Raw genomic sequence first — 22469 nt, forward strand, 5'->3', positions numbered from 1 at the left:
GATCGCCGGGGATACCCGCTCCACCGGCGGTGTCCGTGGCCGATCATATTGCGGCACAACCGGTCCGAACGCGTCGAATACCGGTGCGTGGGTGGCCGGTCTCCGACAGCCGCACCCGGGCACCACGCACGAGGGAACGGTCTGCCCGCCGACATCATCCGCGATATCGTTGTGCGCCAAGCTGCCCGCGCTGTACGGCAGGCCCCGGCCGACGGCCCGGCCCTCCGCGATGCGGCCGTTGTCGATGCGGAAGATCTCGATCATACGGTGGCCGTGGTGTGCGCCGCGACCGGATCCGGGATGTCGAAACGGGAGCGGACGGTGGACTCGGGGTAGTCGGTGGCGAACGCACCGGCGGCGCGCAACAGGGGGATGACGTCGCGGACGAAGAGGCGCAGGTCGTCGGTGAGGACCGGGGGTTGCACGGTGTAGCCGTCCACGACCCCGGCGCGCCACCAGTCCAGGATCTGCTCGGCGACCTGGTCGGGGGTGCCGACGACCAGGCGGTGGCCGCCCTCGGCGCGGCGGGCCAGTTGGCGCAGGGTCAGGGGTTCGGCGGCCACCAGGTCGCGGACCGCGCGGGTGAAGCCGATCGGGCCCTGCTGGTCCTCGTCGAAGGTGAACAGCTCCGGCACCAGGACGGTATCGAAACCGATCTCGGCCGCGACCAAGCCGAAGCGGGCGGCGACGGCGGTCACCAGTTCGGCTTCGTCGGCGTGGCCGTTGAGTTGCTCGTGGCGGCGGCGGGCCTGCTCGGCGGTGTCGGCCACGATCGGGACCAGGCCCGGCAGCAGCCGGATCGCGCCCGGATCGCGGCCGTGGGCGGTGGCCCGCGCCCGCAGGTGGTCGCCGAATTCGCGCGCGGCCTGCTTGCCGAGCAGGGAGGCGTAGACCAGGTCGGCGTGCCGGCCCGCCAGATCGATCCCGGCGTCGGAGGCGCCGGCCTGGGCGATCAACGGGTGACTCTGCGGCCCCAGTGGCACGTTGAGTGGGCCACGCACGTCGAAGAATTCGCCGTGATGGTCGATCGGCCGCGCCGAGAAGTCGTCCCACAGTGGATCTCCCGGCCGCTGCGGGTCGGTGATCGCGTGCAGATCCCAGCTGTGCCATAGCTTCTTCACCACGTCGACGAATTCGTCGGCGCGGCGGTATCTTTCGGCGCGCGGCGGCAGCGGGGCCGCACCGAAGTTGGCCGCGATGTCGGGGTTGAAGCTGGACACCACATTCCAGATCACCCGCCCGCCGGAGATGTGGTCCAGGCTGGCCAGCCGCCGGGCCAGGTTGTAGGGCGAGTTGTAGGAGCTCGACGCGGTGATGACGAAGCCGATGTCGGGCACCCGGGCCGCCAGCGCGGTGAACAGCACGATCGGATCCAGCGAATGCAGTGGCCGGGCGGTGTTGACCGCTTGCAGCGCCGGATGATCCGACAGGAACACCGCGTCGAAGGTGCCCTGATGAGCGAGCCGCGCCACCTCGAGATAATGGTCGAACGACACGAACCGGTCCCATCGACCGGCGGCATCGGGCCAGGACTGGCCGCTGTAACCGGTGCTGTTCACGCCGACGTTCAGAAATAGTCTCCGAGAACCCATGTCGTCCTGCCTCTTTCGATCGAGGACACCACTGTCTGCCGCAGTCGCCCGCGACACAATGACCGCGATCAGCCTGATCGCAACACCGCGACCGCGCGGCGCGGTTGCGCCGCCACCTCGCGGCGGGGCTGTGCCGGTCGCCGGGCGGTACGGCCTATTCCGCCACACTCGAGCTGAACCGAATCGTTGACAACCCCGCCGCACCGGCATGTGCACCGGAGGCCCGGCCGTGAACTGCGGTTATCCGGTCACGCGAGCGGTCCGCGCGAGCAGGGACACGGTGGTCGGCGGGTGTGGCCGGGCGGCGCGTGCCCGGTCACGCGTTGCCGCAACAGCATCCCGCGCACGCATCGGGACGATCCCGCGCACGCACAGAAATGAGGGACGATGGCCTCGAACCCCTTGCACATCGGCATCGCGCTCGACGGAGCGGGCTGGCATCCGGCCGCCTGGCGCGAGCCGCAGTCGCGGCCCGCCGAACTGTTCGGGCCCGCGTATTGGACCGATCTGGTCACCACCGCGGAACGCGGACTGCTGGACTTCGTCACCCTCGAGGACAGCCTGACCGTTCCCGGCGATCGGTTCGGGCCGCCGAGCGAGGCGGTGGATGTGGTCAGGGCGCGCCTGGACGCACATCTGATCGCCGCCCGCGTCGCTCCCGCGACCCGGCACATCGGGCTCATCCCGGTGGTGACCGCCACCCACACCGAACCGTTCCACGTGTCCAAGGCGATCGCCACCCTCGACCACACCTCGCGGGGCCGGGCCGGATGGCAGGTCCGCGCCTCCGGAACCGCCGCGGAGGCAGCGCATTTCGGACGCCGCGCGGTGCGGGAGCCGACCGCCGCGGAACTCGCGGCGGCGGTGACGTCGGGGAGTTTCGCCGACGCGGTGCGCGAACTGTTCGACGAGGCAGCCGATGCGGTCGAGGTGGTGCGGCGATTGTGGGACAGCTGGGAGGACGGCGCCGAGATCCGTGATGTCACGACCCGCCGGTTCATCGATCGCGACAAGCTGCACCGCATCGACTTCGAGGGCCGGTACTTCAGCGTCCGCGGGCCGTCCATCACCCCGCGCCCGCCGCAGGGGCAACCGGTGGTCGCGGCGCTGGCGCATGCCCCGCTGATCTACGAATTCGCCGCGCGCGGTGCGGATCTGGTGTTCGTGACACCCGGACGCCAGGACGGCCCCGCGCCGATCGCGGCACAGGTGACCGCGGCCGCCGCGCGGGTGGGCCGCACCGGGGAGCCGCTGCGCGTCTACGCCGATCTGGTCGTCTTCCTGGACACCGCCGCGGCGACCGGCCGGCAGCGGCTGGACCGGCTGAACGAGCTGGCCGGAGCCGAATTCGGTTCCGACGCGGCGATTTACACCGGCACCGCGGACGAACTGGCCGATCTGCTGACGGACTGGAGCGCGCACGGCGCCGACGGGTTCCGGCTGCGGCCCGGGGTGGCGACCACCGATCTGCCCGCTGTCACCGAGCAGTTGGTGCCCGCCCTGCACCGCCGCGGGGTGTTCCGCACCGGCTATCCGGACGGCCCGCTGCGCGCGCTGCTGGGCCTGCCCGCCGACGTTCCCAACCGATACGCCACCGCCTGAGCGAGGTCATCGTGAGCACTCATCCCAAGCAGGTCATCCTGGGCGCCTATCTCGGCGGCGTCAATCATCACACCGCCTGGTGGCATCCCGACGCGGGCAGCCAGATCGCCTTCGACACCTTCGAACACACCGCGCGCACCGCCGAACGCGGGCGCTTCGACTTCTTCTTCCTCGCCGAGGGACTCGCGCTGCGCGAGCGGGCCGGGCAGATCTTCGACCAGGACATCATCGGCCGGCCGGACACCTTCACGGTGCTGGCCGCACTGGCCGCGGTCACCGACCACCTGGGCCTGGCGGGCACCATCAACACCACCTTCAACGAACCCTACGAACTGGCCCGGCAGTTCGCCAGCCTCGATCACCTCTCCGGCGGCCGGGCCGCCTGGAACGTGGTGACCTCCTTCGACGCTTTCACCGGCGGCAACTTCCGCCGCGGTGGCTTCCTCGATCCCGCCGATCGGTACGCGCGAGCCGAGCAGACACTGGAAGCGACACGCGCGCTGTGGGATTCGTGGCGCGACGGCGACATCGTGGCCGACCGCGACACCGGCCGCTATCTGGCCCGGCCCGACGCCGGGGCATTCGCCTTCCACGGCAGCCAGTTCGACATCTCCGGCCGGTTCACCGTGCCGCGCAGCCCACAGGGACGGCCGGTGATCCTGCAAGCGGGGGTGTCGCCGCAGGGGCGGGCGTTCGCCGCCGCCAACGCCGACGCGATCTTCTCCCCGTACGGGAAACTGCCGGAGGCCGCGGACTTCTACCGCGACATCAAGGCCCGCGCGGTGGCGGCCGGCCGCGCCGCCGACGACATCAAGATCCTGCCCTCGGCGAGTTTCGTGCTCGGCGACACCCCGGCCGAGGCGATCGAGAAGTATCGCGCGGTACAGCGCGAGCAGGTGACCGGGCAGACCGCACTGATTCTGCTGGAACAGATCTGGAACCGCGACCTGTCCGGCTACGACCCCGAGGGCCCGGTGCCCGACATCGATCCGGATCCGGAGGCGCCGCCGATCATCCAGGGCCGCGCCTTCCTGCATCAGGATCGGTTCGCCACCGCCGCGCGGCTGCGCGAAGTCGCTGCGGCCGAGCGACTCTCGCTGCGCGAGGTGGTGATCGACCAGTTCGAGCGCGGCCCGCTGGTGGGCACGCCCGCCCAGGTCGCCGATCGCATCGTCGAATTCGTGCACGGCGACGGCTCCGACGGCTTCATCCTCGGCTCCCATCTGGTGCCCTGGGGCCTGGACGAATTCGTCGACCGGGTGGTGCCGCTGCTCCAGGACCGCGGCGTCCTGCGCGCCGAATACACCGGTACCACGCTGCGGGACAATCTCGGACTCCCGGTGCCGCGGCCGGGCGTCGAGGCGTCGATCGGGCGCTGACGGTCGTTCAGGTCACCTTCACCGTCGGTGTAGTGGATCTTGCCGATCGCAACCCTCGGTTCGGGTGGCCGGGTGGGCCTAGCCTGTGCAGGACACCGGCATCGGCCGGAATCGGACGGGGGCGCAGTGGGAATCGCTGCGCCCCAATTCGTCTCATCCATCCGAAACGAAACGTGATGCTACACACCAACCTTCGATATCGAGTCGGCGCGTTCGCCGCGGCCCTGCTCACGGCGGCGGCGCTGGCCGGCTGCGCCGCCCCGGCGCAGCGGGTCACCAGCGCGAGCGACGACACCGCCACCCCGGTCGCGGGCGGCACGCTGCGGTTCGGGGTGCTCGACGCCCCCGCCAACCTCGACCCGCACTCCGGCAGTTCGTATCCGGAATCGCTGATCACCAGCAACATCACCGACAAGCTGATCTACCAGAACCCGCAGACCGGGCAGCTGGAACCGTGGCTGGCGAAGTCGTGGGAGTACAACGACGCGCTCACGCAGTTCACCTTCCACCTGCGCGACGACGTGACCTTCTGCGACGGAACGACATTCGACGCCAACTCGGTGAAGGAGAACTTCGACCTGCTCGGCCGCGGTGACAAGGCGCTGGGTGTGGTGCCGGTGACCGCCTACTGGGTCGGGTACCAGGGCACCGACGTGCTGGACCCGCACACCGTGCGGGTGAGCTTCGACCGGCCCAGCGCCGGATTCCCGCAGGCGTTGTCGCTGTACTTCTCCGGCATCCTGGGCCACTCCACGCTGCTGCTGTCCAAGGAGCAGCGCAGCCTGCCGCGGAACATCGTCGGCACCGGGCCGTTCACCCTCGGCGAGCACATCTACCAGCAGAAGACGGTGCTGAAGAAGCGCGCCGGGTATCACTGGGCCCCGGCGAGCCGCAAGCACAACGGTGAGGCGTACCTGGACACCGTCGAGATCGACGTGATCCCGGAGGCCGGGGTCCGCACCGGCGCGCTGCGGGCCGGCACGGTGGACGCCATCCTGGACGTCAACAACACCGACGAGGCGCCGCTGAGCGCGCAGGGCTATCGCATCGTGCCGCAGCTCATCCCGGGCCGTGACATCGCGCTGGACCTGAAGACCGATCGCTTCCCGACCGACGACAAGGCCGTGCGCCAGGCCGTCCAATGGGGCTGGAGCCGTGACGCACTGGTGAAGACGGTGCTCACCTCCAGCTACAAGGTGTCGAGTTCGGTGGTGTCGCAACGGGTTCCCGGCTACGTGGACTTCTCCGCCGATCTGAAGGAGGACCAGGGCAGGGCAGGGCAGCTCCTGGAGGCCGACGGCTGGCACAAGGGCGCCGACGGTATCCGGGTCAAGGACGGCAAGCGGCTGCAACTGGATCTGCTCGGCATCGACAACCTGGTCAACAACAAGCCCGCCTACCAGCTGATCCAGCAGGACCTGCGCAAGATCGGCATCGATCTGCAACTGAACGTGCTGCCCATCCCGGACTACACCGCGGCGAGCACCCAGCAGGGCCGGTGGAACATCCAGGCCGCCAACCAGAGTCGCGCCGACATCGCCGTCCTGGAACAGGTGTACTCGCCGCAGTACGGCAACATGGCCAAGCTGACCCCGGGCACCCCGCTCGCCGACGAGGCGACCGCGAAACTCAGCGCGCTGAGCAAGACCCTCGATCCGGCGGCACGGGCGAAGGCCGCCGAGGAGGCGCAGCGGTTCCTGCTCGACGAGCAGGTGCTCACCGTCCCGGTGTACAACCCGGCCCAGGTGACCGCGGTCAGCCCCAAGGTGCACAACGTCGGCTACGAGGCGCAATCACGAAACGTGTTCTACGACACCTGGATCGATCCGAGGTAATGCCGGTGCTGCGCTATGTGGCGGCGAAGATCGCCCAGGCCGTGTTCGTGGTGTGGGGGGCCTACACCGTCACGTTCGCGCTGTTGTACGTGCTGCCCTACGACGCGGTGGACCTGCTGTTCGACCCTGCCCAGGGCGATCTGGTCACCGCCGGGGACAAGCACAACGCGAGGGTCTACTACGGGCTGGACCGGTCGCTGGGGGGCCAGTACCTGCATCGGCTCGGCGAGGCGGTACACGGCGATTTCGGCCGCTCGACCCGCACCGGCCAGGACGCCTGGTCGATGATCGTCGGCGTCCTGCCGCAGACCGCCCTGCTGGCGGTGGTGGCCCTGCTGCTCGCGGTGGCCCTGGCGACCACGGTCGCGCTGATCGCCGCCTACACCGGCCGCCGCTGGCTGGCGGAATTCTTCGCCACCCTGCCCGCGGCCGGGGTGTCGGTACCCGTCTTCCTGGTCGGATTGGCGGTGCTGCAAGTGTTCTCGTTCCGCCTGGGCTGGTTCCCGCCGATCGGCAACGACGGCCTCGCCACCCTGGTGCTGCCCGCGGTGACGCTGGCGATCCCGGTCTCCGCCCCGATCGCCCGCCTGCTGCTGGAGAACCTCGACAGCGGCCTGCACTCCGGCTACGTGACGGTCTCGCTGGCGAAAGGCGCCACCCGCCTGTGGGTTCTGGTCCGCGAGGTCCTGCGCAACGCGGCCCTGCCCGCACTCACCATCGCCGGCGTCACCTTCGGCAACCTGCTCGCCGGCGCGGTCATCGTCGAAACCGTCTTCTCCCGTTCGGGTTTGGGCCGCCTGACCGAAACCGCGGTCCGCACCCAGGACGTCGCCGTCGTCCAGGGCGCGGTAGTGCTGGCCGCCCTCGTATTCGTGATCGTGAACCTCGCCGTCGACTTGATCTACCCACTGCTGGATCCGCGCCTGCGGACCCGCCTGTACACGAGGAGCCCGGCATGAGCGGAGCGCAGCGTCACCACGCAGGCCGTCCGCGCATGCCCAACCGGCACCGCACGAGCGATCACCGGCCACCGGCGGTGACCGAGCATCACCGCGAACGTCCCCGACCGCACCGAATGGAGGCAGCATGAGCGGCAAGCATCAGGAGGCAGGACCCCTGCTCGCTCCCGAGGCACATGTGGTCGCCACACTCGACGAATCCCGGGCGGCCGGCGAAGAATCGCAAGCGGCACAGCTGGATTCGACGACGGCCGAGGAGGGGGCCGGCCGGATACGGCTGCTCGGTGACCGAGCGGTTGCGCTGCTGCGGACAGTCCGGACTCGGCCGGGGCCGGCGGTGGCGTGGTTGCTGGTGCTGGTGGTGCTGGGGTGGGCGCTGGCGCCGTCCTGGTTCACCGGGAAGGGGCCGAACGACGGGGATCCGGATGCCGGATTCCTGCCGCCGTCGCTCGCGCATCCGTTCGGGACCGATCGGCTCGGCCGGGATCTGCTGGCGCGGGCGATCTACGGGACTTCGACCACGCTGGGCGCGACCGTGCTGGCGGTCGCGATCGGGTTCCTGATCGGGTCGCTGATCGGGCTGCTCAGCGGTATCGCCGGGGGGCGGCCGGATGCGGCGATCATGCGGTGCGTCGATGTGCTGCTGTCCATTCCGGGGTTGCTGCTGGCCATGACCGTGGTCACCGCGCTCGGCTACGGCACCGTGAACATCGCGGTGGCGGTGGGTGTTTCGGCGGTCGCGTCGTTCGCTCGGGTGATGCGCGCGCAGGTGCTCACGGTGGCGGGCAGCGACTTCGTGGATGCCGCTTACGGTTCCGGGGCCGGGTTCGGGCGGGTGGTGTTCCGGCACGTCCTGCCGAACTCGATCCGGGCCGTGTTGTCGCTGGCCGCGCTGGAATGCGGGTCGGCGGTCCTCGCGGTCGCGGCGCTGGGGTTCCTCGGCTACGGCGCTCCGCCGCCGCAACCGGAGTGGGGACTCGCGGTCGCCGAGGGCCGCGATTTCCTGGCCACCTATCCGTGGATCGCGCTGTGCCCCGGCGTATTGATCGCCGTGGTGGTGTTGTCCGTCAACCGTATCGGCCGGGCGCTGGGAGAGCGGCGATGACGAATACCGAACCGCTGCTGCGGATTCGCGATCTGAGCGTGCACTATCGCGGTGCGCCCGCGGCCGCCGTGGCCGGGGTGTCGCTGGAGGTGGCGGCGGGTGAATTCGTCTCCGTCGTCGGCGAATCCGGCTCCGGCAAGAGCACCACCGTGCACGCCGCGCTGCGCCTGCTGCCGCCGACCGCGCAGGTGCGTTCCGCGGCACTGGAACTCGGCGGGCAGGAGGTGTCGCGGTGGAGCGATCGGCGGCTGGCGCGGGTGCGCGGACCGGTGGTCGGCTTCGTGCCGCAGGACCCCGGCACCTCGCTGAATCCGGTGAAGCCCGCCGGACGCCAGGTACTGGAGGCATTGCGCCTGCACCGCCGCGCCGACGCCGGCCGCGAACTGGCGATCGAGAAACTCGCCGCGGCCGGGCTGGCGGATCCGGCCCGGGTGTACCGGCAGTATCCGCACGAGCTGTCCGGCGGGATGAAACAGCGCGTTCTCATCGCGATCGCACTGGCCAACGATCCGGCGCTACTGGTCGCCGACGAACCCACCTCGGCCCTCGATGTCACGGTCCAGAAGCAAATCCTGGACCGGCTCAGTGCTTTACGGGAAACCCTGGGTCTCGGCGTCCTGTTCGTCACCCACGATCTCGGCGTCGCCGCGGAACGCTCCGACCGGCTGCTGGTGATGCAGCACGGCCGCATCGTCGAGCAGGGCAGCGCCGCGCAGGTTCTCACCGCACCTCGCCACGAGTACACCGCACGCCTGGTGGCGGCGGCTCCCGCCGCCCACACCGGCCGGTTGCAGCCCTCACCGGGCGGCACCGCACAGCCCGCCGCCGACCTCGCAGGGCACCCGTCGGCCGGCCGGGTGGCGGCCGAGCCCGCCACCGGTCCGCTGCTCCGCCTCATCGCGCTGTCCAAGAGTTTCTCCGGGGGAGTGCGGGCGGTGGACGAGGTGTCGCTCGGGGTGTGGGCGGGGACCACGCACGCGATCGTCGGGGAGTCCGGGGCCGGGAAGTCGACGGTGGCGCGGCTGGTGGTGGGGCTGGCGCGGCCCGACAGCGGTGGGGTGTGGCTCGACGGTGCGCGGGCCGACGGGCCGGGGCGGCGGCCGCGGCCGTTGCGGCGGCAGATCCAGCTGGTCTACCAGAACCCCTACACCTCGCTGGATCCGCGTTTCGACGTCGCGGGGATCATCGCCGAGCCGTTGCGGGCGTTCGGGCTGCTGCCGGATCGGGTGGCGCGGCAGCGGCGGGTGGCCGCGCTGCTGGACGCGGTGGCGCTGGATCGGGCGCACCTGCGGCGGCGGCCGGCGGAGCTGTCCGGTGGGCAGCGGCAGCGGGTGGCCATCGCCCGCGCGCTGGCGGCCGGGCCGCGGGTGCTGGTGCTGGACGAGGCGGTCTCGGCGCTGGACGTGTCGGTGCAAGCGCAGATCCTGCAACTGCTGGTGGACTTGCAGGCCGAGCACGGATTGACCTATCTGTTCATCACCCACGACCTGGGTGTGGTGCGCCTGATCGCCGACGACGTCACCGTCATGCGCGGCGGCCGGGTCGTCGAATCGGGTTCGGTGGCAACGGTATTCGAGTCACCCGCGGACGAGTACACCCGGACGCTGCTGGCCGCGGTGCCCGCCCCGGTGCCGGTGCCGCAACCATGACCGCACAGAATCGCCCTGATCGTAAGGATTTCCTCGACGGTTGCGGATTCCGATGATGAACACCGGAGGTGCGCATTCGAAACGAGGACACATGTACGACATCCGGCGGTTGATCCTGCTGCGTGATCTGGCCGAGCACTCGACGATGACGGCGGTCTCGGAGCTGCACGGCATCACCACGTCGGCGGTGTCGCAGCAGTTGCGGATCCTCGAGGAGGAGGTCGGCATCGTGCTGACCCGGCGGGAGGGCCGGGTGCTGCGGCTCACCCACGCCGGGCGGGTCCTGGTCGATCACACCTCTCGGATCGTGGCCGCCCTGGAGGAGGCCGAATCCGCGGTGGCCGCCACCTCGGCCGCGGTCACCGGCGCCCTCACCGTCGCCACCTTCCGGACCGCGCAGACCCGGCTGGCGCTGCCCGCCGCGGTGCGGTTGCGCACCGACCACCCGGGCCTGCGGGTCCGGCTGGTGGCGCTGCGGCCGGTCGAGTCGATTCCGGCGGTCCGGCAGCAGGACGTCGATCTCGCCGTCACCTACTCGTATTCGTTCCGCGCCCGCGATCTGCCGCTGGGCCTGGCGTCGGAGTACCTGTTCAGCGATCCGCTGGTGCTGCTGGCGCCGCCGCAGTGGCTGGAGCGGGCCCGTGAGGAGGGGCTGCGGGTGCTGCGCGACGCCGACTGGATCGCCGCGCTGGACGGCGCGCCCTCGGTGGCCTCGGTGCTGTTCGCCTGCCGCGAGGCCGGTTTCGCGCCGCGGATCGAGCACCGCAGCAGCAGCTTCGAGGGGATGGCCGAGATGGTCGAGCACGGGCTGGGCGCGGCCATCGTGCCCGACATGTCGGTCGCCGACCGGCATCGGCCCCTGATCGCCTGCACCGTCGACAACGGTATCCGGCAGGTCGCGGTGACCTACCGGCAGGCCTCGCTGGAACGCCCGGCGGTGGCCGCGGCGATCCGGATGCTGCGCTCGCTCGCCCAACCGCTGCGACCGGCAGCGTGACACCGTCGTTCCCGACAAGAAAGGGCACACTGTGACCTCCCGCCATCTGGGCCGGACCGGAGTGCTGGTCAGCCCACTCACCTTGGGCGCCATGAATTTCGGCGCCTGGGCCAATCGCGATCACGACGACGCGATCCGGATCGTGCACCGTGCGCTGGACGCCGGCATCACCGTCGTCGACACCGCCGACGTGTATTCCCAAGGTGAGAACGAGGAAATCGTCGGCAGGGCCCTGGCCGGGCGGCGCGACGACGTGCTGCTGGCCACGAAGTTCCACGGGCAGATCGGCGCCGACCCGAACGCGCAGGGCAATTCGCGGCGCTGGATCCTGCGCGCGGTGGAGGACAGCCTGCGCCGGCTCGGCACCGACCACATCGACCTGTACCAGGTGCACCGGCCCGATCCTGCCGTGCCGCTGGAGGAAACCCTCTGGGCCCTGGACGATCTCGTCACCGCGGGCAAGATCCGCTACTACGGCACCACCACCTTCGAACCGCATCAGCTGGTGGAGGCGCAGTGGATCGCCGCCGACCGGCAGTTGCGCGGCCCGGTGACCGAGCAGCCGCCGTATTCGATCCTCGCCCGCGGCGCCGAACGCGCCACCCTGCCGATCGCGCAGCGCTACGGACTCGGCGTGCTCACCTGGAGTCCGCTGGCCGGTGGCTGGCTGTCCGGCCGGTACCGCAGCGGCGCCGACGCGCCCGCCTCCACCCGGCTGGATCGCCAGCCGCATCGGCACGATCCGGCGCTGCCGGTCAATCAGCGCAAACGCGCTCTGGCGGAGGAACTCTCGAAGCTGGCCGACGAGGCGGGCCTGTCGCCGGTACACCTCGCGCTCGCGTTCGTGCTGCAACATCCCGCGGTGAGCACGGTGATCGTCGGGCCCCGCACCCTCGACCAGCTGGACAGCCAGCTCGGCGCGGTCGACGTGCGCCTGAGCGCCGACGTGCTGGACCGGATCGACGAGATCGTCGCCCCCGGCGTCACCGTCAACGCCGCCGACGAGGGCTATCTGCCGCCCGCGCTGACCGATTCCACCCTCCGCCGCCGAGTTCCGGGAGCCCGCCGATGAGCCTGTCCGACCTGCGTACCCTCGGCCGTACCGGGGTGCGGATCAGCCCACTGGTGCTGGGCGCCATGAACTTCGGGGCCCGCGGCAACACCAGTCACGACGAGGCGATCGCGCTGATCCACCGCGCCCTCGACGCCGGGATCAACACCATCGACACCGCCGACACGTATTCCCGCGGCGAATCGGAGACCATCGTCGGCCGGGCCCTGGCCGGTCGGCGGGACCGGGTGATCCTGGCCTCCAAGTTCCACAACGCGGTCGACGACGATCCCTCCCATCGCGGCAACTCCCGGCGCTGGATCGTTCGCGCGGTGGAGGATTCGCTGCGCCGGCTGGGCACCGACCACCTGGACCTGTATCAGGTGCACCGGCCGGAGTCGGTCACCGCCGTCGACGAAACCGTCGGCGCGCTCGATGATCTGGTGCGCGCGGGGAAGATCCGCTACTACGGGACCTCGGTGTTCTCCCCGGCCGAACTGATCGAGGTGCAGTGGGCCGCCGACCGCCGCCGCTTGCGCCGGTCGGTCAGCGAACAGGTGCCCTATTCGCTGCTGGTCCGCGGCATCGAACGCGAAACCCTGCCGATCGCACGGAAATACGGCCTCGGGGTGCTCACCTACGGTCCGCTGGCGGCGGGCTGGCTGTCCGGCGACTACCGGCTCGGTGGCGCGCAACCCGCCTCGCGGCGCGCGGAGCTGATCCCCGGCCGCTTCGACATCGGCGCCCCGGCGAACGCCGGCAAACTGGCCGCCGCCGATGCGCTGGCCCGGCTCGCCGAGGAGGCCGGGCTGAGTCTGATCGAACTCGCCGTCGGTTTCGTCGCCGCGCATCCGGACGTCTCCGGCATCATCATCGGCCCGCGCACCGGCGAGCACCTGGATGCGTACCTCCGCGCCGCGGAGGTCGAGCTCACGCCGGAGATCCTCGATCGGATCGACGAGATCGTCCCGCCCGGAACGTATTTCCACGAACGCGACACCGGCAAGATCCCCGGCGCGCTCGCCGATCCGGCGCTGCGCCGGACACCGGTCGCGGCGGGACGGGCCGGATGAGCCGGCGACTGCACCTCAACGTCAACATCCTCAACGCCGGTGTCTTCGGCGGCTCGTGGCGCTTCCCCGGCACGGATCCGCTCGCGGCCTACACCGTCGAGCACTACACCGCGATCGCCCGCAAGGCCGAGCAGGCCACCCTGGACGCGGTATTCCTCGCCGACGGACCGTCACTGGACCCGAGCGTCCGGCACCGGCCCGGCAACAATCTGGAACCGACCACCGTCCTGGCCCGGATCGCGGCGCAGACCGAGCGCATCGGGCTCATCGGCACGCTGTCCTCGTCCTACAACGATCCGGTCGAATTGGCCCGGCGCTTGGGCGATCTCGACCATCTCAGCGGCGGCCGGTTCGGCTGGAACGTGGTCACCACGGCCGGGCCGGGCGCGGCCCGCAACTTCGGCCGCGCCGGCGAACCCGAGCACGGCCTGCGCTACCGGCGGGCCGCCGAATTCGTGGAACGCGTCGTCACCACCTGGGCCGAACGCACCGAATACCTGTCGCCGCAGGGCCGTCCGGTGGTGGTGCAGGCCGGTGGTTCCAGCGACGGCAAGCGGCTGGCGGCGCGGATCGGCGAGGTGATCTTCTCCGCCGAACAGGACATCGTCGCGGCACGCGCGTTCCGGACCGAACTACGCGAGGGCGCACGGCAATTCGGCCGCGACCCGGACGGCATCGTGGTACTGCCCGGAGTGTCCACCGTCCTCGGCAGCACCGAGGCCGAAGCGGCCCGCCGCCGGGAACTGCTGGACGAACTGCTCCCCGACGCCTACGCGCGAGCCCGCCTCGCCGGCCAACTCGGCATCTCGCTGGACGGTCTCGCCGACGACGAACCCCTGCCCGCCGACCGGCTACCCGATCCGGACGATGCCGGTGGCTCCCAGACCTTCTACCGGGTCGTGAAGGACATCATCGACCGGGAGCGGCCGACGCTGGGGCAGTTGCTGAAGAAGCTCTCCGGCGGCGGCGGGCACCGCATCGTGGTCGGCACTCCCGAGCAGGTCGCCGACGACGTCGAGCACTGGTTCCGCACCGGCGCGGCCGACGGTTTCAACGTGATGCCGGACGTACTGCCCTCCGGCTTCGACGATTTCGCCGATCAGCTGGTCCCGGAACTGCGCCGCCGCGGACTGTTCCGCAGCGAGTACGAAACATCCACGCTGCGTGGCCATCTCGGCCTCGGCCTGCCCGCCGTCCCGACCGGCGTGTGGGATCGGGGCCCACTGGAGGCCGCCCGATGAGCGCATCCGACCGAGAGGTACCACCATGGGCATCCCGATCCTGATCGACCTCGCCGTCGGGGCCGCCGATTTTCCGCCGCGCTCGGCGCCGGCGGCGGACGGCACGGCATCCGCGGTGGATACGGCCACGCCACCGGAACCGGTATCGCTGTCCGATGCGGTGGCCATTGCGGCGGCAGCGCGCGAGGCGGGGGTGGCGGCGCTGCGGCTGCCGGAACGGGCGGGTGAGCGGCGTGCCCTCGATCCGAGTGTCGCGGGCGCCTATCTGGCGGGCGTGGTCGGCGATCTCGGCTACCTGGTCGACCTGCCCACCACCCACAACGCGCCCTACAACGCGGCCCGGCGGATCCTGTCGTTCGATCGGGCCACCGCGGGTCGCACCGGCGTGGTGCTGCGGCCCGGCGCGGGCGACGAGGTCAGCGATGCGACGACGCCGGACCCGACTGCGCTCACCGCCGCGGAACGCTGGGCGGAGTACGCGAGAATCCTTGCCCGCCTGTGGGAGTCGTTCCCTCGGGTCGCGCTGATAGGTGATGCGGAACGTGCCCTGGTGGCCGACGACGCGCTGATCGCCGCGATCGACCACGACGGCCGCGGGTATCGGGTCGCGGGCCCGTTGGACGGGCCGTCGTCGGTGCAGGGTCGTCCGGTGATCGCGGCCACCGATCCGGCGGAACTGGGCTGGGCGGTCGTCGCGGGCGCGGCGGACGTGGTGATTGTCGAGGCCGACGTGGTCGCCGGTGCGGACGCCGCGCTGACCGAGGCGCTGGACCGGGTGGACCGGCGGCGCACCGGGATCGCGCTGATCGGCCGAGTGGCGGTGGACCTCGGCCGTGATCCACGAGTAGTAGCCGACGAATTGGCCGAGTGGGCGGCCACCCACCGGCTCGACGGCCTCGAGCCGACGACCGCCGGGGGAGCGGAGGCGCTGCTGACGTTGGTGCGCGAGCTGGTACCGCTGCTGGCCGCCTCGCCCGCAGCGACCCTGCGGGCCTCGCTGGGCCTGTACGAGACCGCGGCGGTGCCGCGATGACCGCAGTATATCCGGAGGAGGGGGCGACGGTGGCAGGACCGACCGATTCCGCCGGGTCCGCGCCCACGGTGACCGGGATCCACACCGCGATCGAGCCGATCCTCCGGCGACTGGGCGAGTCCGCCCGGACCCGGGAGGAGACCAGGGAGTACGCGTTCGCCGAGGTACGAGCGCTCGGGGCCGCGGGTGTCGCATTGACCGGCATCCCGCGGCACGACGGTGGCGCCGGTGGTTCGGTGCGGGCGGTGGCCGAGCTGGTGATCGCGGTGGCTCGCGCGGATTCCAGTGTGGCGCAAGCTCTCCGGAGTACATTCCTGATCGCGAACCAGGTGGCCGACCGGGCCGATCTGCCGCATCGCGCCGCCGTGCTGGAGCGGTTGCGGCACGGAGATCTGTTCGCGGGCACGGCGAACGAGCGCACCGGTGGGGCCAGCGGGCAGACCAACGCCACCGCGCGACGTGCCGGCGAGGACTGGATCGTCAACGGCGAGAAGTACTATTCGACCGGCGGCCTGTACGCCTCGTGGTTCTCCACCCAGGCCGTCGCCGAGGACGGCACCCTGATCCGGTTCACCGTGCCCATCGATCGCGCCGGCCTGGAGCGGCTCGACGATTTCGACGCCGTCGGCCAGCGGCTGACCGCCAGTGGCACCACGCGTTTCACCGAGGTGCGGATCCATGCCGACGAGGTGACCGGCGTCGGCGACCCGGCGCCGGCGCAGCCCTGGCAGGGTTCGTTCGCCCAGTTGTATCTGGCCGCCGTGCAGGCCGGAATCGCCGCGCGGGCCCTGGACGACGCGGTCGCCTACACCCGGGAGCGGGCCCGGCCGATCAAGCACAGTTCCGCGACCCGCAGCACCGACGACCCCTACGTCCGGCACACGGTCGGCCGGATCGCGACCCTGGCGCGGGCGGCGCGCGCGGTCGTGCTGCTGGCCGCCGAAACCCTGTCCGAGGTGCGCGGCGTCACCGGCCCGCAGGCGCGCGCCGCTCGTGCCGCGGCCGCGGTGGAGGTCGCCCAGGCCGGTGTCACCGCCGCCGAATCCGCCCTCGCCGCCTCGGAATTGCTGTTCGATGTCGGCGGCGGCTCGATCACCGACCGCACCCTGGGCTTCGACCGGCACTGGCGCAACGCCCGCACCGTCGCCAATCACAATCCGCGGCAGTGGAAGCTGGCCGTCGCCGGCGCCTACCACCTGACCGGGGAAGAACCACCGACCACCGGACTGTTCTGACCGTCCGGCCCCACCGATCCGAGAGGACCCCGATGACCGAAAGTCCCTACACCGCCGCGGCGGACCGCTACGAGCAGCTGCCCTACCGGCGCAGCGGCGCCTCCGGGCTGGATCTGCCGGCCTTCTCGTTCGGCCTGTGGCAGAAGTTCGGCGCCGACTACCCGTTCGCCACCCAGCGCGAAATCATCCTGCACGCTTTCGATCTCGGCATCAGCCACTTCGACAACGCCGACCGTTACGGCCCGCCGCATCGCGCCGCCCAGCAGACCTTCGGCGCGGTGCTCACCAAGGATCTGGCCCGGTACCGCGACGAGTTGATCCTGTCGACCAAGGCGGGCAACCCGATCGGCGCGAGCCCCTATCTGCGCGGCGGTTCCCGCAAGTCGATCCTGACCTCGCTCGAGCACAGCCTGCGCGACCTGGGCACCGACCACGTCGACATCTTCTATCACCACAGCCCCGATCTCGAAGTGCCGCTGGAGGAATCGGTCGGCGCCCTGGTGAGCGCGGTGCAGCAGGGCAAGGCCCTGTACGTCGGCATCTCCAACTACCTGCCGGATCGCGCACAGGCCGCCGCCGGTCTGCTGCGGCAGGCCGGCGTGCCGCTGCTGATCCACCAGACCCGGTACTCGATCTACGACCGCCGCCCGGAACGCAACGGCCTGTTCGACACCGCCCGCCGGGAGGGCTTCGGCGCGATCGTGTATTCGCCACTGGCACAGGGTTTATTGACCGACAAGTATCTGGAGGCCATCCCGGCGGGCGCCCGCGCGCAGAACAGCACGTTCCTGTCGCCGGAGGTGATCGACGACACCTACCGGCAGCGCACCGCCGCGCTGAACAAGATCGCCGAGGCGCGCGGCCAGTCGCTGGCGCAGCTGGCGCTGCAATGGGTCCTGCGCCGCCCCGAGGTCACCTCGGCGCTGATCGGCGCCAGTTCCACCGCGCAACTGGACCACAACCTCGCGGCCCTGCGATTCCCGCCGCTCACCGACGAGGAACTGGCCCTGATCGACGAGCACGGTGTGCACGGCACCGGATCGCGTCCGTGAACCGTGGCCGGTCGCAGCCGATGGTTGCGACCGGCCGCCGAATCCCTCAGTCCCGCAACAACGGCAGCAATTGCGTGCCCTGCCGCTCGATCTCGGTCAGGTACGGGGTGTCGGACAGCACGAAGTGCGTGATCCCCAGATCCTGATATTTCCGCAGCGATTTCGCGACATCCTGCGCGGACCCCACCAGCCAGGTGGTCCCGGCCCCGCCCCCGCCGACCCGCCCCGGCGCGGTGTACAGATTGTCGTCGAGCACGTCCCCGCGCTCGGCCAGTTCGTACAGCCGCCGCTGGCCCACCGCCGTCCGATGTGAATCCTGTTTCGGCGCGGCATGACTACCGGCCATCACCGCGACCCGCGCCTCGGCGTCGGCCCACGCCTGCTCGGTGGTGTCCCGCACCAGCGTGGTGACCCGCAGGCCGAACTCCAACGGCGGCAACGCCCGCCCGAGCCGCTCGGTGAGCCCCCGCAGCCGATCGATCCGCTCGGCGATATCGGCCAGCGGTTCCCCCCAGAACAACTGCACGTCCGCCTCCGTCGCCGCCACCCGCTCCGCGGCCGCCGAGGCGCCCCCGAAATACAGGGTCGGATGCGGCCGTCCCGGCCGCGGCACGACCCGCGGCACCACCGTCGAATCGGTCACCCGATAGTGCGTGCCTTCGTAGGTCACCCGCTGCTCGGTCCAGAGCCGCCGCACCAGCCGGATGAATTCGGCGGTGCGGCCGTAACGCTCGGCCTGATCCTCCTCTGCCGCACCGTAGGCGGCGAGATCGTCCTTCCCCGACACGATGTTGACCCGCACCCGCCCACCGGACAGATGATCGAGAGTGGCTGCGGCGGAAGCGAAATGAGCAGGCTGCCAATATCCGGGCCGGATCGCGATCAACGGCTCGAAGGTCGTGGTCCGCGCCGCCAGCGCCGTGGCCACCGTCACGGTGTCCGGCCGCCCCCACCCGGTCCCGAGCAACGCCCCTTTCCACCCGTGCTCCTCGAGCGACCGGGCCTGCGCGGCGAGCGTGTCGAGACTGTTGTGATCGGCCGCCACCGTATCGCCACGATGGCCGGGCGTGGCCTGATTCGGTATGTACCAGAGGAATTCGGCGCTCACCGGGAAATTATCGTCCCACCCCGCCGCCGCACCCCGGCCCCGGCGCACCCGATCGACTGAGAAATCCCAGCTGACCTGCACTGATCACCGATATCGGCAATAAATTCCGCCCGAGCGCAACGCATCACCCGCCCTGCCCCGCGCGCACCGCCGCATGGTACTGACCGATCCGCCACCCGTCCCCGGTCCGCCGCACCACCAGCGACAACCGCAACGGCCGCACCTCCCCGTCCGGCAGGACGAAGGTCGCATCGGCGAACCCGCCGACAACCCCGTCCCCGGCAACCCGAGCGCCGATCACCTCCACCGTGACCCTGGCCCCCACCGCGACATCGTCGTAGTACGAACCGATCTCGCGCGGCCCGACCCGCAACCGCCGATCCATCCCCTGGAACAACGCGTCCGCGGTGAACAACGCCCCCATCTCCCCGGTCCGATGCCCGTCGAACGCCGCCCGCCAGTCCCCGAGCAAAGCCCCCAGCACCGCCGCCGCCCCCTCATCGAATTCCCGCCCCCGATAAACGATCTCACGCTCCCACCGCGACCGCTCCTGAACGTGCAACCGCCAGTACTGCTCCGCGATCTCCTCCGGATCGAAATCACCCCCCGGCGCCACCGCCCCCGCGACGGTCACCGTGGCGACATGCACCCCCGCCGCCCCGAACTGCTCGTCCAGCAACCCCACCAGCGCCCGCACCCCCGCCTTCCCCAGCGAAAGACTGACATACTCCGCCTTCCCCTCCGGCATCCCCCCGGTCACGATGAACGACCCGCTCCCACGCGCCGCCATCGCCGGCAACATCTCCGCCGCCACATTGATCGCCCCCACCACATTGACCCCCCACGCCTCCTGATGCTCCCGAACCGTCAACTGCCCCACCACATCCGCTCGGATGACCGCCGCGTTGTACACCACGACCTCCGGCACCCCGAATCGCTGCCCCGCCCCCGCGAACGCCGCCCGCAACGCCGCCACATCGACACTGTCCGCCACGAACCCGGCCACCGGCACCCCCTCGACAGCCTCCACAGCCCCCTTCACCGTCTCCGCCGACCGCGCCACCACCGCCACCGGCATCCCCTCCCGCGCGAACCGCCGCGCCACCGCCACCCCGATCCCCGGCCCGGCCCCCACAACCACCACGCCCGCCATCCCGACTCCTTCCTCCGCTCCGGCACCAACCCCCGGACGCTAAACCCTCACACCGGTGTCAGAGTCAAGCGTCGAGGCCGGAGATCACAACGCCGACAGTCCCCGCCGAACCGCGGTGTGAGCATCCTGCTGGTCGAGCACGGTCCCGGCTTCACCGTCTCCCGCGACCTGCTCGCAGTGGCGTGCCGTAGGCAACTACGGTTGGACCCCCGCCTGCGCCGGCTCGTCCGTTACCCGAGCCGTGTGCCTTCAACGCGGTCGCGAGTCGGCTCAGCTCGGCGACCAGGGCAGTGTTGCCACAGGCCGGAGAGTTTCGCTGGTCACGACAACCGGAATGGGGCATACCACTCCTTGGGATGCCCTTCTATGGTTTTCAGCTCTCCAACGAGATCGTTCACCATTCCGAAGCTCTTGAAAGTTGGAGGGTAATAGATTGCGGACATTGCTTGCTCTGCCGTGAATACGAGCAGCTCGGCGTCCACACCTCCGGAAGTCTTCAGCTCCGCCCGGAAGCCGATGTTGTCATTGCCGTATATTTCTACGGATCGCGTGTCCTGAGCCGTTTCGAACACCAGCTTCCAAGTGGTCTTCCATCGACCATCGTCGAGTTTGAGGAATTCCCCCCAGGTTGTCTTGCGGATGTGAGATGCGGAATAGCCGCCCGGTCCCGTATTCATGGTGTCATCTTAGCAATCCACTCTATTTCACGGTTCAGAACTTCGAACGAGTCCGGATGGAAAATTGTTTCCAGCGGTACTCCTTCGCCCACCTCCCTGATCTGAATCAGGCCGTCTTTCAGCAATGACTGATAGACCTGCTCCGGAATCCTGCCGATGATCACCGTTGATGGAGAGTTCGAATCCACTCTCAAACCCCACTCGTACGCCGACTGAATTCCTGGAGAATCCGGTCCATCAACCTCGTGGGTGAAAAAGGATCCGGGTCTGCTCATACGCCCCCCATGTGTAGCATCTCTTCCAGCGTCAGCGCTGAGTCCATTGTCCACGATGTTGTCTGCGTAAGCCCGAGAAGTGCCGTGAGCGAAGTCTCGAAACTCGCACTCGTCTGGTATCAGCCCGAGCGGGTCCGCCCATGCCGTCGGATTGCGTGGATAAGCGGACGGGTTGACCGAGGGTGTCAGCCCCAGCGGATCCAAGGTCAGATAGCGTCCGGAATCCGGGTCGTAGTAGCGGTGTAAATTGTAGTGAAATCCGGTCTCATGATCATAGATTTGACCTGGAAATCGCAGTATGGTGCCAACTGCGGCCGACCACGCGGTTTGCCCCCATAATTGGACATCGGCCGTCAGTCGAGTAACACCGTCTGTCGGATCGAGTAGCTCAGTAGGCGAACCGGCCGGGTCGGTAATGATGACCGATAGCTGGGTAGCGGCCGCTGGTCGGCTCGAAACTTCGACTATCGGCCTGCGTGTCCCCGGTAGGTAGTGCCACCTGGTTGTCTGGTCCCCCACCCACTGCTCGGCGAGCTGCGTTGCATCCCAGCCGTATTCGACGTGGTCAAGGGCCGTACTGCCGACATCGAGGCGCTGTTTCGTGGTCCGGCGGCCCAGGGCGTCGTAGGTATAGTGCCAATGTTGCCTGTCGGGCGTATAGACATCGGTGAGTTGGTCGAATGCGTTGTAACGATACTGCCAGACGTCAGAATTGCGAGAATATCGGGCGGTAGCTCTGCGTATCAGACGCCCGGCAGGATCGTAGAAGTACCGGGTGCGGCCCGCTCGGACCAAGATATTGTTGTGATACTCACGGTGATCAGTGGAGTCCGAGTCTGCGGAAGCCATGTCTGCGGTGAGAGAGCGGCGCAGAGCGGTGGTGATGTTGTTGAGAGGATCGTAATTGTATGCCTCGCTCAGGATCCCGTTTGCAAAGATGCTGGTGACTCGGCCAGAAAGATCCAAATCATATTCACGGTGAATCGCTTCGGTGCCGGGGCGGCTGAGTGTGTGGGTAGTGCGGTAGCCGTCGGGACGGTAGGTGTAGTCGTCGCGGCGGAGTTGGTGGGGTGCGGGTCTTTTCGGGTTGTGGTCGAGGGTGAGGGTTTGGGTGGGGAAGGCGGTGACTTCCTGGGTGGCGAGATGGCCGGCGTCGGTGAAAGTGCGGTGGATGGCGATTTCGCCGATTCGCCAGCTGGTGGTGCGGCCGAGGGGGTTGTGGGTGAAGTCGATGTGGTGGCCGTCGGTGGTCATGGTGGTGACGTGGCCGGTGAGGTCGTGGTGCCAGGTGGTGATCGAGCCGGTGGGGGTGGTGCGGCGGGTGCGGTGTCCGGTGGGGTCGTATTCGTGCCGCGTCGGTGCCTGGTCGTCGAGTTGCTGGGTGGCGACCTGTCCGGTGGGGGTGTAGGTGAAGGTCAGGGTGTGGGTGACGGTGTCGCGGGTGCCGGAGGTT

At 69.8% G+C, this 22469-nt stretch carries 18 protein-coding genes; 13 read left to right on the forward strand and 5 right to left on the reverse strand.

Annotated elements, in window-relative coordinates:
* Nucleotides 1-260: 260 nt before the first annotated feature.
* A complete protein-coding gene (locus tag LBW94_RS43405) occupies nucleotides 261-1559 on the reverse strand; it encodes an NtaA/DmoA family FMN-dependent monooxygenase (protein ID WP_266273562.1) in 1299 nt (432 codons plus the stop codon).
* 420 nt (nucleotides 1560-1979) lie between these two features.
* Between LBW94_RS43405 and LBW94_RS43410 the strand changes: the two genes are divergently transcribed.
* The 13 genes from LBW94_RS43410 (at nucleotide 1980) to LBW94_RS43470 (ending at nucleotide 17803) form a co-directional block, all read left to right on the forward strand.
* Nucleotides 1980-3194, forward strand: coding sequence for an LLM class flavin-dependent oxidoreductase (locus LBW94_RS43410; protein ID WP_225060163.1), 1215 nt, complete (start codon nucleotides 1980-1982; stop codon nucleotides 3192-3194).
* A gap of 11 nt (nucleotides 3195-3205) precedes the next feature.
* Nucleotides 3206-4573, forward strand: a complete 1368-nt coding sequence (locus LBW94_RS43415) for an NtaA/DmoA family FMN-dependent monooxygenase (protein WP_225060162.1) — start codon at nucleotides 3206-3208, stop codon at nucleotides 4571-4573.
* A 176-nt stretch (nucleotides 4574-4749) separates the two neighbouring features.
* Nucleotides 4750-6408: an ABC transporter substrate-binding protein gene (locus tag LBW94_RS43420; RefSeq protein ID WP_225060161.1), complete on the forward strand. Its 1659-nt coding sequence runs from the start codon at nucleotides 4750-4752 to the stop codon at nucleotides 6406-6408.
* The gene (locus LBW94_RS43425) at nucleotides 6408-7367 is read left to right on the forward strand and encodes an ABC transporter permease (protein WP_225060160.1); all 960 of its coding nucleotides are present in this window, start codon (nucleotides 6408-6410) and stop codon (nucleotides 7365-7367) included. The genes LBW94_RS43420 and LBW94_RS43425 overlap by 1 nt, the downstream gene beginning before the upstream one ends.
* Nucleotides 7368-7494: 127 nt before the next feature.
* Nucleotides 7495-8472 (forward strand): ABC transporter permease, encoded by a 978-nt coding sequence (locus LBW94_RS43430; RefSeq protein ID WP_225060159.1) that lies wholly within the window; start codon nucleotides 7495-7497, stop codon nucleotides 8470-8472.
* Nucleotides 8469-10121 (forward strand): dipeptide ABC transporter ATP-binding protein, encoded by a 1653-nt coding sequence (locus LBW94_RS43435; protein WP_225060158.1) that lies wholly within the window; start codon nucleotides 8469-8471, stop codon nucleotides 10119-10121. The genes LBW94_RS43430 and LBW94_RS43435 overlap by 4 nt, the downstream gene beginning before the upstream one ends.
* 91 nt (nucleotides 10122-10212) lie before the next feature.
* Complete coding sequence (locus LBW94_RS43440; protein WP_225060157.1) at nucleotides 10213-11118, forward strand: LysR family transcriptional regulator; 906 nt, start codon at nucleotides 10213-10215, stop codon at nucleotides 11116-11118.
* 31 nt (nucleotides 11119-11149) lie between these two features.
* A complete protein-coding gene (locus LBW94_RS43445) occupies nucleotides 11150-12190 on the forward strand; it encodes an aldo/keto reductase (protein ID WP_225060156.1) in 1041 nt (346 codons plus the stop codon).
* Nucleotides 12187-13242, forward strand: coding sequence for an aldo/keto reductase (locus LBW94_RS43450; protein WP_225060155.1), 1056 nt, complete (start codon nucleotides 12187-12189; stop codon nucleotides 13240-13242). Before LBW94_RS43445 ends, LBW94_RS43450 begins: the two co-directional genes overlap by 4 nt.
* Complete coding sequence (locus LBW94_RS43455) at nucleotides 13239-14483, forward strand: LLM class flavin-dependent oxidoreductase (RefSeq protein WP_225060154.1); 1245 nt, start codon at nucleotides 13239-13241, stop codon at nucleotides 14481-14483. The genes LBW94_RS43450 and LBW94_RS43455 overlap by 4 nt, the downstream gene beginning before the upstream one ends.
* Before the next feature lie 25 nt (nucleotides 14484-14508).
* Complete coding sequence (locus LBW94_RS43460) at nucleotides 14509-15516, forward strand: LLM class flavin-dependent oxidoreductase (protein ID WP_225060153.1); 1008 nt, start codon at nucleotides 14509-14511, stop codon at nucleotides 15514-15516.
* Complete coding sequence (locus LBW94_RS43465) at nucleotides 15513-16751, forward strand: acyl-CoA dehydrogenase family protein (RefSeq protein ID WP_225060152.1); 1239 nt, start codon at nucleotides 15513-15515, stop codon at nucleotides 16749-16751. The genes LBW94_RS43460 and LBW94_RS43465 overlap by 4 nt, the downstream gene beginning before the upstream one ends.
* Before the next feature lie 32 nt (nucleotides 16752-16783).
* Nucleotides 16784-17803 carry an aldo/keto reductase gene (locus LBW94_RS43470; RefSeq protein ID WP_225060151.1) on the forward strand — a complete coding sequence of 340 codons (1020 nt, stop codon included), beginning with the start codon at nucleotides 16784-16786 and terminating at the stop codon, nucleotides 17801-17803.
* 46 nt (nucleotides 17804-17849) lie between these two features.
* Here the strand turns inward: LBW94_RS43470 and LBW94_RS43475 are convergent, their stop codons facing one another.
* From LBW94_RS43475 to LBW94_RS43490, 4 genes are all read right to left on the reverse strand, one after another.
* Complete coding sequence (locus LBW94_RS43475; RefSeq protein ID WP_225060150.1) at nucleotides 17850-18911, reverse strand: LLM class flavin-dependent oxidoreductase; 1062 nt, start codon at nucleotides 18909-18911, stop codon at nucleotides 17850-17852.
* 124 nt (nucleotides 18912-19035) lie between these two features.
* Nucleotides 19036-20064 carry an SDR family NAD(P)-dependent oxidoreductase gene (locus tag LBW94_RS43480; RefSeq protein WP_225060149.1) on the reverse strand — a complete coding sequence of 343 codons (1029 nt, stop codon included), beginning with the start codon at nucleotides 20062-20064 and terminating at the stop codon, nucleotides 19036-19038.
* A 320-nt stretch (nucleotides 20065-20384) separates the two neighbouring features.
* Nucleotides 20385-20741, reverse strand: coding sequence for a hypothetical protein (locus LBW94_RS43485; protein ID WP_225060148.1), 357 nt, complete (start codon nucleotides 20739-20741; stop codon nucleotides 20385-20387).
* The coding region (locus LBW94_RS43490; protein WP_323138053.1) for an RHS repeat-associated core domain-containing protein at nucleotides 20738-22469 on the reverse strand (1732 nt) is incomplete at its 5' end. The genes LBW94_RS43485 and LBW94_RS43490, both read right to left, overlap by 4 nt.

The organism is Nocardia sp. alder85J (genome assembly GCF_020176955.2).
Taxonomy (GTDB): Bacteria; Actinomycetota; Actinomycetes; order Mycobacteriales; family Mycobacteriaceae; genus Nocardia.

What these genes read in the sequence shown, in the direction of transcription:
- LBW94_RS43410 (WP_225060163.1), top strand. Translation starts at nt 1,980, where the DNA reads ATGGCCTCGAACCCCTTGCACATCGGCATCGCGCTCGACGGAGCGGGC.
- LBW94_RS43420 (WP_225060161.1), top strand. Translation starts at nt 4,750, where the DNA reads ATGCTACACACCAACCTTCGATATCGAGTCGGCGCGTTCGCCGCGGCC.
- LBW94_RS43425 (WP_225060160.1), top strand. Translation starts at nt 6,408, where the DNA reads ATGCCGGTGCTGCGCTATGTGGCGGCGAAGATCGCCCAGGCCGTGTTC.
- LBW94_RS43430 (WP_225060159.1), top strand. Translation starts at nt 7,495, where the DNA reads ATGAGCGGCAAGCATCAGGAGGCAGGACCCCTGCTCGCTCCCGAGGCA.
- LBW94_RS43435 (WP_225060158.1), top strand. Translation starts at nt 8,469, where the DNA reads ATGACGAATACCGAACCGCTGCTGCGGATTCGCGATCTGAGCGTGCAC.
- LBW94_RS43440 (WP_225060157.1), top strand. Translation starts at nt 10,213, where the DNA reads ATGTACGACATCCGGCGGTTGATCCTGCTGCGTGATCTGGCCGAGCAC.
- LBW94_RS43450 (WP_225060155.1), top strand. Translation starts at nt 12,187, where the DNA reads ATGAGCCTGTCCGACCTGCGTACCCTCGGCCGTACCGGGGTGCGGATC.
- LBW94_RS43455 (WP_225060154.1), top strand. Translation starts at nt 13,239, where the DNA reads ATGAGCCGGCGACTGCACCTCAACGTCAACATCCTCAACGCCGGTGTC.
- LBW94_RS43460 (WP_225060153.1), top strand. Translation starts at nt 14,509, where the DNA reads ATGGGCATCCCGATCCTGATCGACCTCGCCGTCGGGGCCGCCGATTTT.
- LBW94_RS43465 (WP_225060152.1), top strand. Translation starts at nt 15,513, where the DNA reads ATGACCGCAGTATATCCGGAGGAGGGGGCGACGGTGGCAGGACCGACC.
- LBW94_RS43470 (WP_225060151.1), top strand. Translation starts at nt 16,784, where the DNA reads ATGACCGAAAGTCCCTACACCGCCGCGGCGGACCGCTACGAGCAGCTG.
- LBW94_RS43480 (WP_225060149.1), bottom strand. Translation starts at nt 20,064, where the DNA reads ATGGCGGGCGTGGTGGTTGTGGGGGCCGGGCCGGGGATCGGGGTGGCG.
- LBW94_RS43485 (WP_225060148.1), bottom strand. Translation starts at nt 20,741, where the DNA reads ATGAATACGGGACCGGGCGGCTATTCCGCATCTCACATCCGCAAGACA.